11 protein-coding genes are annotated in these 12,592 nt (G+C 33.7%); 10 read left to right on the top strand and 1 reads right to left on the bottom strand.

The features are described from left to right. Positions 1–95 precede the first annotated feature (95 nt). The 5 genes from secA (at position 96) to Q0F04_RS01060 (ending at position 5,911) form a co-directional block, all read left to right on the top strand. On the top strand, positions 96–2,492 hold the full coding sequence (gene secA, locus Q0F04_RS01080; protein ID WP_295749151.1) for a preprotein translocase subunit SecA: 2,397 nt from the start codon (positions 96–98) through the stop codon (positions 2,490–2,492). Next, a protein-coding gene (gene prfB / locus Q0F04_RS01075; RefSeq protein ID WP_242995661.1) for a peptide chain release factor 2 occupies positions 2,492–3,593 on the top strand; the annotation gives its coding sequence in 2 pieces (ribosomal slippage) (positions 2,492–2,563 and positions 2,565–3,593; 1,101 coding nt in all). Before secA ends, prfB begins: the two co-directional genes overlap by 1 nt. Before the next feature lie 106 nt (positions 3,594–3,699). Next, positions 3,700–4,587: a hypothetical protein gene (locus Q0F04_RS01070; protein ID WP_295749148.1), complete on the top strand. Its 888-nt coding sequence runs from the start codon at positions 3,700–3,702 to the stop codon at positions 4,585–4,587. 9 nt (positions 4,588–4,596) lie between these two features. Next, the gene (locus tag Q0F04_RS01065) at positions 4,597–5,247 is read left to right on the top strand and encodes a nitroreductase family protein (protein WP_295749145.1); all 651 of its coding nucleotides are present in this window, start codon (positions 4,597–4,599) and stop codon (positions 5,245–5,247) included. A 1-nt stretch (position 5,248) separates the two neighbouring features. Continuing rightward, positions 5,249–5,911, top strand: a complete 663-nt coding sequence (locus Q0F04_RS01060) for an MmcQ/YjbR family DNA-binding protein (protein ID WP_295749142.1) — start codon at positions 5,249–5,251, stop codon at positions 5,909–5,911. Positions 5,912–5,929: 18 nt separating this feature from the next. On the opposite strand, the gene Q0F04_RS01055 is transcribed toward Q0F04_RS01060, so the two are convergent. Continuing rightward, complete coding sequence (locus Q0F04_RS01055; RefSeq protein WP_117572433.1) at positions 5,930–6,811, bottom strand: YitT family protein; 882 nt, start codon at positions 6,809–6,811, stop codon at positions 5,930–5,932. Positions 6,812–6,961: 150 nt separating this feature from the next. Here Q0F04_RS01055 and Q0F04_RS01050 point away from each other — a divergent pair, with 150 nt between their 5' ends. From Q0F04_RS01050 to Q0F04_RS01030, 5 genes are all read left to right on the top strand, one after another. Then, a complete protein-coding gene (locus tag Q0F04_RS01050; RefSeq protein WP_295749139.1) occupies positions 6,962–8,869 on the top strand; it encodes a BglG family transcription antiterminator in 1,908 nt (635 codons plus the stop codon). Positions 8,870–8,884: 15 nt separating this feature from the next. Next, on the top strand, positions 8,885–9,469 hold the full coding sequence (locus tag Q0F04_RS01045) for an RDD family protein (RefSeq protein WP_295749137.1): 585 nt from the start codon (positions 8,885–8,887) through the stop codon (positions 9,467–9,469). An 85-nt stretch (positions 9,470–9,554) separates the two neighbouring features. Then, positions 9,555–10,910 (top strand): PTS transporter subunit EIIC, encoded by a 1,356-nt coding sequence (locus Q0F04_RS01040; RefSeq protein WP_295749134.1) that lies wholly within the window; start codon positions 9,555–9,557, stop codon positions 10,908–10,910. 18 nt (positions 10,911–10,928) lie between these two features. Beyond that, positions 10,929–11,450: a GrdB-related putative oxidoreductase gene (locus Q0F04_RS01035; protein ID WP_117572424.1), complete on the top strand. Its 522-nt coding sequence runs from the start codon at positions 10,929–10,931 to the stop codon at positions 11,448–11,450. Between the two features lie 114 nt (positions 11,451–11,564). After that, complete coding sequence (locus Q0F04_RS01030) at positions 11,565–12,587, top strand: M42 family peptidase (protein ID WP_295749130.1); 1,023 nt, start codon at positions 11,565–11,567, stop codon at positions 12,585–12,587. The last annotated feature ends 5 nt before the right edge of the window (positions 12,588–12,592 follow it).

Here is a 12,592-nt window from a genome sequence, read left to right as displayed (position 1 = left end):
GAATGTGAAATTCTCTTTTTTTATTGGAGTTGCCCTATTTATCGCGTCGTTTCTATGTTAAAATATAGTATAGTCTTTAAAAGGAGAACTTAATTATGGCAGGAATTTTTGGAAAATTATTTTCAGAAGAACAACGAGAATTATCTGCATTGGAAAAGATTGCAGATCAAGTATTAAAATATGAACCAGAAATGCAGGCATTATCGGATGATGAGTTGCGTGCAAAAACGGATGAATATAGAAAAAGAATTGCGGATGGAGAAACTGTAGATGATCTTCTTCCTGAAGCGTTCGCAACAGCTAGAGAAGCTGCCTATCGTGTGATCAACGAAAAACCTTATAAAGTTCAGATTATGGGATCTATTGCGATGCACAAAGGTGATATCTCAGAAATGAAGACAGGTGAAGGTAAAACTTTGACAGCCACAATGTGTGTATACTTAAATGCTCTTGCAGGTCAAGGTGTTCACGTAATCACAGTCAATGAATACTTGGCTGGTCGTGATGCTGCTTGGATGGGTGAAATCTATCGTTTCTTAGGCTTAACAGTTGGTGTAAATACACGTGATTTAAAACCAAGAGAAAAACGTGAAGCGTACGCATGTGATATTACCTATACAACAAACTCAGAACTTGGATTTGATTACTTGCGTGACAACATGGTTACAGAAGTGGAAGATCGTGTAATGCGTGGACTTCACATGGCTGTAATCGATGAGGTTGACTCTGTATTAATTGATGAGAGTCGTACACCATTAATTATTTCTGGTGGTAAAAAACAAACCGCAAACTTATATATTCAGTCGGATCGTTTTGTGAAGACTTTAATTGCTCCAGAATATGAAACAGATAAGTTTACGCATGAAAAAACTTTGATTTCTGGAGATTATGATATTGATGAAAAGACACGTCAGATCATGTTGAGTGAAGATGGTGTTCATAAGGCAGAAAAATTCTTTAAGATCAAAAACCTTTACGATATTGAACATACACAACTTGTTCACCACATTAACCAGGCTTTAAAGGCAAACTACATCATGATGCGTGAAGTTGAATATGTAGTTAGTGATGAAAAAGAAATTGTTATCGTCGATCAATTTACAGGTCGTATGATGCCAGGACGTGCATATTCTGATGGATTACACCAAGCTATTGAAGCTAAAGAAGGGGTTCCAATCAAAGAAGAAACTTCGACTTTGGCAACAATTACATACCAGAACTTCTTCCGTCTATATGAGAAATTGGCTGGTATGACGGGTACCGCAAAAACTGAAGAAGAAGAATTCTTATCAACTTACAACATGAAGGTTGTTGTGATTCCTACAAACCGTCCAGTAGCTCGTAAAGATCTTCCTGATGAAATCTATGCACACAAGAAAGATAAATATGCTGCATTAGTACGTGAAGTTAAACGTTTGTATGAAACAGGACAACCAGTTCTAGTTGGTACGATTGCGGTAGAAACAAGTGAGGTTATTTCTCAATTATTAAATAAAGAACACATTCCTCATGAAGTATTAAATGCGAAAAACCATGCTCGTGAAGCAGAAATCATCGCAAAGGCGGGTCGTCCAAAATCAGTTACAATTGCGACTAACATGGCTGGTCGTGGTACCGATATTAAATTGACAGAAGAATCACGTAAATTAGGTGGTCTAGCTGTATTAGGTAGTGAAAGACATGAATCTCGTCGTATTGATAATCAGTTACGTGGACGTTCTGGTCGTCAAGGTGATCCTGGATTCTCACGTTTCTATGTATCTTTAGAAGATTCATTGATGGTTCGTTTTGGTGGTGACAAGCTACAAAAGCTATTTGAAAAAATGGGTGATGAACAAATTGAATCTAAGGCAGTTACAAAATCAATCACAATGGCTCAAAAACGTGTTGAAGGATACAACTTTGATATGCGTAAACAATTGTTAGATTATGATGATGTATTGCGTCGTCAGCGTGAAATTATTTATGCACAGCGTAATCGTATTCTAGAAGCAGATGAAGTACATGATATGGTTCGTGTTGTATTTGAAAAAACAATTGAACAAACTTTACAAGCTAATTTATCGGATCAAAAGAAACAAACAATTGAGGTTGCGGGTGTTGTAAAATCTATTGAAATGATGGGTATGGCTGAAGATAAGGCAATTCGTGCAAATGAACTTGAAGGAAAGTCTTATGATGAAGTTAAAGAATATTGTGTGAATAAGATTTGGAATGAATATGAAGCTGAAATCAAAGATGTTAAGCGTCAATTCTTACCTTTTGAAAAGACAGTTGTATTACGTAATATTGACCGTAACTGGATCAATCATATTGATATGATGGATAAATTACGTAGTGGTATCTATTTGCGTTCTTATGCACAAAACAACCCTCTACAACAATATGTACAAGAAGGATTTGATATGTTTGAAGAAATGAATCAAAGAATTGATCGTGAAATCACATTCTTCCTATTAAAGGTACGTATTCGTAAGGAGCACACAGCTTAATGGAACTATATGAATTAAAACAAGGAGTGAGTACTCACCTAGAGAAATTACATTCTTTAGGTGAGTCACTTTGACTTATCTAGTAAAAACAAACAGATTGAAGAATATGATAAACAAACTTTAGAACCGGATTTCTGGCAAGATCAGAAAAAGGCTCAACAAGTGATTCGTGCAAAAAATGCATTAAAAGACATTGTGGATCGTTATGAAGAATTGGATTTACAATTGACTTCATTAAATGATACGGCCGATGAATTAAAGTCTGAATTTGATGAAGAATTAATGATGATAGCTGAAGAAGAATATGCGGATATGGATAAGAAATTCGAGGATTTTGAAATTCAAGTCTTATTAAGTCATGAATATGATCAAAACAATGCCATTTTAGAAATTCACCCTGGAGCTGGTGGAACGGAGTCTTGTGACTGGGCAAGTATGTTGTATCGTATGTATACAAGATATGCTGAAAAACATGGCTTTAAAGTAACAGTTCTCGATTATTTACCAGGGGATGAAGCAGGTATTAAAAGTGTAACTTTCCTTGTCGAAGGAGATAAGGCTTATGGCTATCTGAAATCGGAAAAGGGTGTACATCGTTTAGTTCGTATTTCACCATTTGATTCAGGTGCTAGAAGACATACTTCTTTTGCGAGTCTAGATGTTATGCCTCAATTTAATGATGAAATTGAAATTGATATCAAACCAGAAGATTTAATAGTAGAAACAAAACGTGCTTCGGGTGCAGGAGGACAGCATATCAATAAAACGGATAGTGCCGTTCGTATGGTGCATAAACCTACGGGTATTGTAGCTACGTGTCAAAATGGGCGTAGTCAACATGAGAATAGAGAAGAATGTTTGCGTGTCTTAAAATCTCGTTTGTATCAATTAGAAATTGAAGAACAAGAAAAGAAGATTGCCCAAATCAAAGGCGTACAATCTGCCAATGAATGGGGTAGCCAAATTCGAAGCTATGTCATGCATCCATATAGCTTAGTCAAAGATGTTCGTACAGGATATGAAACGAGTCAAGTTCAATCTGTATTAGATGGAGATCTAGATGAATTCATCTTTGCGTATTTAAAATCACAAATTCAATAAAATCCAATCGAAAGGTTGGATTTTTTTATATTCCCTCATAAAAATGTAATTATTTCGAATTATTCCCTCATAAAAGTGTAAAATACTCTTGTTAGAGGTTAAGAATATGAATGTATATTATCATTTACCGGGTTTATTTGAATTCTATGAATTCTATAAAAAGTTTTTGCCCTTATTTAAAAATAAACCAGAATACTTCTACGACTGGTGCAAGATTGGCTCTATTTATGGCTCGCCATCCAATTGTATATGGTCTGGTGGACGCATCAGTTATGAAGATCATGATCCAAAAAAAGTGTTAGATTTAATGAAGAAATATAATATATCAGCTCGTCTTACATTTAGTAATTCTTTGATTGAAGAAAAACATTTATCGGATATAAAATGCAATGAATTATGTCGATTGTTGAATTTAGATACAAATAATGGGATTATTATTCATTCAGACATATTGATGAAATATTTGAAAAAAATATATCCGAATCTATATTATGTGTCTTCAACCACAAAAGTATTAACGGATTTTCATGATTTTAAAAAGGAAGTAGAAAATCCAGACTTTGCGTATGTAGTCCCTGATTTTCGTTTAAATAAACAATTTGAGAAGTTAAATTCACTATCTGAAGTATATAAACAAAAGGTAGAATTTCTATGTAACGAATGCTGCTGGTATGGCTGTAAAGACCGAAGGGAATGTTATAAAACAGTTAGTAAACAAAATTTGGGCATTGATTGTACGGATCATATATGTAAAGCGCCTTATTCGAATGAAGGCTATCGCTTTTCTAGAGTGATGGAAAGTCCTGGATTTATTAGTTTAGATGACATTTTAAATATCTATGTTCCTATGGGCTATTCAAACTTTAAAATCGAAGGAAGAGACTTAGGAAATGCTCTTTTGTTAGAATTTATTCTTTACTACATGGTAAAACCACAATATCAAATCCATGTTCGTGAAGCAATGTATTTAGATGCAATGTTAGACTTGTTTTAGGAGGTTCACATGATAGAAAAAAGACATACAGTACGCAAGTATTTAGATAAACCATTAGATATGGATTTAGTTGGTTTATTAAATACACGTATTGAACAAAATAATGAATTGTATGATTTAACATTTAAACTTGTTACGAATGAATCAGATGGTATTTCTAGTTTGGCTAAAATTATGTCGAATCATACAGTACAAAATTATATTATTCTTGCAGGCAAAGAATGTTCAATTTTAGATGAAAAGATAGGCTATTGTGGTGCTGACTTGATTTTGTATGTTCAAAGCCTAGGCTTAAATACATGGTGGTGTGGAGGCATGTTCAATGGCAAGAATGCTCTTAAACATTTAGATGATAAAGATGTTAGAGTCAATGGTGTCATTGCGATTGGATATGGAAAAACACAGGGTGTACCTCATAAATCAAAGACGGTTGATCAAATTAGCCATTACCAAGGAGTAGTTCCAGATTGGTTTAAGTCTGGAATTCAAGCATTATTATTAGCACCAAGTGCGTTAAATAGACAGCCATATATAGTAAATGGTGTGGGTAATAAAGTGAGTTTTAAAGTGAAAAGTGGACCTTTATCACAAGTTGATTTAGGTATAGGAAAATATTTCTTTGAGTTTGGTGCAGGAAAATCAAATTTTGAATGGAGTTAATATGATACATATTGAGGATGAAATCTTTATAAAGAAGAAATTTGATTTTGAAAAATTGAAAGAATTTGGTTTTTCTTTTGAGAATAACATATATGTTTATACAGAAGATTTTTTGGATGCAAATTTTAAAGCTATTATTGAAATATCCGATGTTTTAACTGGTAAAGTCATTGATAATTTAAGTGATGAAGAATATATGCCATTACGCATAGAATCTTATGATGGAGAGTATGTCTGTAAAGTTCGTGAGGCATACAAATCCATATTAAAAAGAATTGCGGATGCATGTTGTACAGATGTATTCTTTGCGAGTGAACAGGCCAATCGTATCGCAAACTTGATCCATGAAACATATGGAGTAAAGCCCGATTTTCCATGGAATGATGACAATGGTGTGTTTCGCCATTTAGATACTCGAAAATGGTTTTCCTTAATTATGTATATTAAAAGAGATGCCCTTTTAAAAGATGGGAACAGTGCGATGGTAAATGTCATGAATTTAAAAACAGAACAACAATATGATGTAGATGGAATTTATCCTGCCTTTCACATGAATCATAAATATTGGATTTCTTTGATTTTAGATGATACATTATCGGATACATTGATTATGGAACTAGTTTCAAAAAGTTATAATTTAACCAAAAAGAAAAGACGCAGATAGGTGCGTCTTTTATGCTTTTTAGCCAATTGGCTGATGGTAGAACTTACCATAGAAATGATTTGTCTTATAGGAGTTAATAATGACATTCGGAGCTACATTTAATACACAATCGATCACGTCAGCTTCTTCATAACTTGAAATAACTGTCTTACAAATATAGAATTTCTTGTTGCTGTAAGCCCCATACGCATCAATGACACTCATACCATGTTTGAAGTTTTCTGTATAAGCCTTTGTGATAATACTTGGATTTTCTGTTGTAATTTCAACAGTAATCTGGGCATATCTATGATAGAAACGAGAAATGGTCTGTGTTGAAATAAATTGGAAGATAATTGAATATCCCGCATATACCCATCCAAAGAATAGACCGAAAATAATTAAAATAGTTGTATTAAAAATAAAAACATAATCCCATAAGCTTTTATGAATCTTATTAGAGATGTACAGGGCAATAAAGTCTGTACCACCTGTAGATCCATCCGCTTTTAAAGCGAGTGTAATACCAATTCCATATAAGAATCCACCAAATAATACGTTTAGAACTAGATCATCAAAAAAAGGAGTAAAAGAGAAAATGTTTAAAAAGAATGATACAAGTCCAAACTGTAGGCAACTTAAGAATACAAATCGTTTTGAAACGGATTTATAACATAATAATGCCGCCGGAATATTTAACATAAGAATTCCTAATGAGATAGAGAAATTGATGTTAAATAAATTGCAGATCTTATGAATCAATATCGCAACTCCGGTAAATCCACTAGACAATAAATTGCATGGATTCATAAAGACTTGAATCACGTATACTTGAATAAAAGCACTTAATACCGTCATGATAATTGAAAGTATTAAGCGTAGATTTTTATTTTTTGAAAAATGTCGAATTTCTTTTGTCATGCGAATCACCATGGATAATTATATTAGAAAAGAATTTTTATTCCTTGAAGCTTCCTTCCTTGTACTAGGAAATTTCCTAATATTAGGAAAAAATGCATGTTAATAATTAGGAAGAATCATATAAAATATAAGTATGGGGGTGTACTAAAAGTGAATAAAAGACAAGAGAAAATTGTTCTATTGTTGAATGATACAAAGGCATGGATGACAGGAAAAGAAATCTCTAAACTTATGCAAGTATCGGATCGCACAATTCGTAGTGATATCGATGCGATCAATCGATATTATGAACAGCCAATTATTGAATCCAACTTACGAAGTGGATATCATATTCGAGATGAAATCAATGTTACATTGCCTACAGCACAAAAATATATAATACCTCAAACACCTCAAGAAAGATGTGTGTATATTATACGCGTGTTATTGTTTGAGAAAAAAGAATTAAACTTGATGGACTTACAAGATCAAGTGTTTATTAGTGGGTATTCAATTGATAATGACATTAAAAGAATTAAAAAAATGCTTGAGGGTTATCATGATTTAAAACTGATTCGCTCTAAAAATCACATTCATTTAGAGGGTAGCGAAGATGAAATGCGCAAACTCTATAAAGATTTACTTACGGAAGAGACACAAGGAAATTTCTTGAACCTTAATAAGCTTTCGAGTATGTTTAAAGGCTTTGATTTATTAAAAGTCAAAGACATTATGGAAAATATTTTAAAAGAATATAATTATCGTATTCGAGAAATGGCAATTCCCATGTTGATGATACATATTGGTGTTGCGATTGAAAGGATGTTGCACCACAATTACATCAAAACAAGTCGTGGAACAGATTTGGAAAACACAAAAGAATATCAGATTGCCAAAGAATTCTTTAATCGTGTATCTAAAATTGTGCGTATTGAGATCAATGAAAATGAAGTTGAATTATTAGCCCTATTATTAATGGGTAAAAATTCAATGAATCTTCAAAATGATTTGGTTTCTGCCCACAGCAAACACGGCTACAATGTGAATGAATTGGTTACGCAAATTATCGAATCCATTAAATCAGATTATGATATTGACTTCTCAAAAGACGTAGATTTGCGTTCGGGTATCGCATTACATTTGCAGGGATTAGTTGAAAGAAAAAATAAAAATATTCATATCGATAATATGTATCTTCAAGAATTGAAGAAGAAGTATCCATTAGTTTTTGAATTGGCCATTCGTGTAGGTGAAATTTTAAATGAAGAATTAGGAATGGATATTTCTGAAAATGAGCTAGGTTTTTTGGCCCTTCATTTAGGGGCTGCCTATGAAAGAACACATAATCATCAACATTACAAAGCCATTATGATTTATCCTGTGGATCAGGCTTTTGGGGATATTTTACTAAAGAAAGTGGATTTCTTATTTAACGAACGTATGGATGTAATCCAAAGTGTGAGTTATTTTGAAGAAAAGACAATCAAAGAATTGGATCCTGATTTGATTCTAACGACATCACCACTACAACACAATTTAGATATTCCAACTGTTCAAATTTCTGTATTTATCACAACAGAAGATGAGAGTCGCATTTTCCAAACATTAAATGCGTTGGATAAAAAGAGATTTCAAAATGAATTTAAAACTCAAATTATTGATTTGATTGAACCAGAAACTTTTCATTTGAATTTGAAAACAGAAACGCCAGAAGAAACAATTGAATTTATGTGTGATCACTTAAAAAAACTAGGGTACAGTGATGATGCGTTTAAAAAATCAGTTCTTCAAAGGGAAAAAATGGCATCCACAAGTTTTGTGTATTCCTTTGCGGTACCACACTCATTGAATGTGGCAAGTTTTCGATCTTCGATTTCTGTTGCGTTTTTAGAAAAGCCAATCAAATGGGGTGAATTTGAAGTTAAGATGGTTATGTTGTTGGCAATCAACGAAGTATATAAAGATACTTTAGTTATGTTCTTTGATTGGTTAAGCAGTATGATCAATAACGCAAATCATTTTGTGGCTTTATTAGAAAGTCAAAGCTATGAAGAATTTATATCAAAAATAATCGAATAGAAAGGTTGTACAAATATGGATAAAACACATCGTTATGGAGTAAAACTGAAGGAAAGTTCAGTAAATAGTTTTTATAGAGGCGTTGCCTATCTGATTGACTGGTATGTGGCAACAATGTTTGCCGGAATCCCTATTGTCTTAATTGGAAGCATTGTGAATCATACAACTTCCGTATCACAAGATTTATCTAAAATCCCTGCACCATATAATATCTTGGTAGCTTTGTTGGCGATTGTATTCTATTTAGGATATTTTGTGATTCTAGAATTGTATGTATATAAAGGACAAACTTTTGGTAAACGCATTATGAAATTAAAAGTTGTAAAAAATGATGAGTCTGACGTAGATTTTAAAACAATTTTAATGCGCGAAGGACTCGGAATCATGATCGTTGAAGGCTATATTGCGAATAGTTCAAGTTATTTGCGTCAATTGATTCAAATGGTTACAGGCATTCCAATTATGGATATGGCAGTGTATGTATTTGGAATTATTAGTGCTATTTCCATTTTAATGGGTATGGCAAGTCCATCAAGAAAAATGATTCATGATCGTATTGCGAATACACATATTATTAGTGTGGCAGGTACGGAAAAGTAATTTCCTAGTTGTAGGAAAACATTTAGTGAATTCATTATCAATAGCTGTGATAAAGTAAAGACAGCTAATAAAGGAGAGTGTTTTTATGGACAAGCTAGAAAAAATTTTGATGCCTATGGCCGATGTTCTAACTAAAAACCGAGTATTAATCGCAATTCGTGATGGTTTCTTAATTTCTACACCATTATTAATTGTTGGTTCAATCTTCTTGTTGATCGCAAACTTCCCAATTCCAGGATGGGATGCTGCAGTATCATCAATACTTGGTGCAGGTTGGACAGACTGGTTCAAGGCGGTATCTCGTGCATCATTTAACTGTACAGGTTTATTAACTGCATTAGGTACAGGATATGCGATGGCAAGAGAATTTAAAGCAGACAAAATTCAAGGTGCTGCCGTTGCATTAGTTTCTTATTTTATTTTAATGCCAACAATTCACACAGCTGTTAGAGATTCAGGTGAAGTTGTTGAAGATGCTGTTTTTGCAGGTTTAGATTTTGATTATATCGGACCAAACGGAATCTTCATGGCCTTGATTTGTGCGACTCTTGGAGTATGGTTGTTCGCCTTTGCATATAAAAAAGGATGGACAATTAAAATGCCTAAAGGTGTACCTCCTGCAGTTGCAGATTCATTCGCTGCATTAGTACCAAGTGCTCTAGTTATGGGAGCTGCATTCTTAGTACGTATTGGTTTCTCATTCACAGAATTTGGATACTTCCAAGACTTCGTAGTAGCCATTCTACAAACACCATTGGAAGGTTTAGGAGATACATTAGGAGCTAACGCATTATATTCATTCATGTGTACTTTCTTCTGGTTCTTTGGTATCAACGGACCAGCAGTATGTAACTCAGTATTCTTCATTGGTAACGTATTAACCGCAAAACAATTAATCGCATTCGAAGCTGGTAAAGCATTACCATATATCTTCACAAACCCATTCAGTAACTTCTTCTGTAACTTCGGTGGTGGAGGATCTACTCTATCATTAGTAATCTTGATGGTTACAGTATGTAAGTCTGAACGTATTAAACAATTAGGAAAATTATCTATCGTTCCAGGATTCTTTGGAATCAACGAACCAATTATCTTCGGTTTACCAGTTGTATTAAACCCAGTTATTGCGATTCCATTTATTTTAGTTCCAATGATGAACTTGATCCTATCATATTTCGCAACATTATGGGGTATTATTCCACGTACAACAGGTGTAAACTTACCTTGGACTACTCCAATTGGATTCTCAGGATGGTTGGCTACAGGATCTTGGAGAGCAAGTGTATGGCAAATCTTCTTGTTGGTATTAGGAATGATGATTTACTATCCATTCATTAGAACATTAGATAAAAAATATTTGGCAGAAGAAGCTGCTGCTGCAAATGAGTCAAGCGAAGAAGACGATATCTCATTTGACGATTTAGATTTAGATAATCTATAAGATTAGGAGGATAACACAATGAAAGTTATGATGATTTTTGACCAGACACAAGCTGGTTTAGGAGGAAAAGAAAGTCCTGATTTACCTATGGGCGGAAAAGCAATGGGAATTGGTTCTTGTGAAATGTTTACTCGATTCTTGGATCAGCAAGGAGGAAAAGTCATCGCTACTTTATATTGTGGAGACGGTACTTTTTTAGCCGACCCAGAACTTAACGCAAAGAAATTTGCGGCTATGGCAAAAAAATTCAATCCAGACGTAGTTATCTGTGGACCATGTTTCAACTATGCAAATTATGGTATCATGGCTGCTAAATCGGCTGAAACAATTTCAGAACTAACAAATATTCCTGCTTTTGCGATCATGTCACAAGAGTGTGAAAAGGCTATCGAAACATACAAAGATAAAGTTACAATTTTAAAAATGCCTAAAAAAGGTGGAATCGGATTGAATGAATCATTAAGCGCTATGTGTGAATACGCTAAAATGTTAGTCGACAAAAAAGATACTGCTGAATTCTTAGAAAAACATGCTTATTAATAATGACCAGCTCGATTGAGCTGGTTTTCTTTATGTTCCTAACAATAGGAAACACATTTGGAATCTAGTGAAACAAAATAGGTCTATACTGCTTTATATAAGGAGGACATAATCATGTCAGAAACATTAAAAATACTTAATACATTAACACAAACAATTTCAATTTCAGGAGATGAAAAAAATGTTGGCAAATGTATGGCACAATACTTAGAGCCATATTGTGATGAAATTGTATATGATAATTTAGGCTCCGTATTTGGCGTAAAGAAAAGTAAAAAAGAGAATGCCAAACGCGTATTAGTCATTACACACATGGATGAATCAGGATTAATGATCACAAAGATCAATGATAATGGAAGTGCTGAATTTATTGAAATCGGTAAAATCAATAAACAATATTTACCAGGAAGTCGTTTGCGTGTAAAAACAAAAACAGGTGAAGTCAATGCCTTCGTGGTTGGTACAAAAAAAAGGGTCATTGACTTTGGAACATATTCAAAAGAAGAAACATTAGCACTTGGTGTATTTGTAGGAGATAGTGCCGTAGTGGATGGTCCATTTGTCAAAGTGCAAAAACAATGTATTTCAAAAGCATTAGAATCAAGAGTTGGATGTTTAATGGCTGTTGAATTATTAGAAGCTGTTAAAGATAAAGAATTTGATTTTGATTTATATGTTGGAGCCTGCGTTATGGAAGAAGTAGGACAGCGAGGAGCCACAACAGCTACAGGACTTGTAAAACCAGATCTAGGTGTTGTACTTGGTTGTAAAAAAGCGAAAACATTAGATGAAAAAGACCAAAGCGTAGGAGAGCTAGGAAAAGGCTTGTTAGTATCTTTCTACGATAAAGGAATGATGCCAAACCGTGGCTTATTAGATGCATTAGTACAAATCTGTAAAGAGGAAGATATCGCATATCAGCACTACTATAGTATGGATCTAAATGAAGGCGCATGGGTACACAAATTGTTTGCCGGATGTCCAACACTAAATGTATCGATTGCGATTCAAAATGCATATAGCGCAATTGAAAGCATGGATCTAAATGATTATGACTGCGCAAAAAAAGCTTTGACTGTATTTGTTGAAAATTTAAATGAAGAAAAGATTCAAGAATTTAAGGAATCAAATCGATAGGTGAT

The organism is uncultured Holdemanella sp. (assembly GCF_934772795.1).
Taxonomy (GTDB): Bacteria; Bacillota_I; Bacilli_A; order Erysipelotrichales; family Erysipelotrichaceae; genus Holdemanella.
This window is presented reverse-complemented; position numbering and strand designations above follow the sequence as displayed.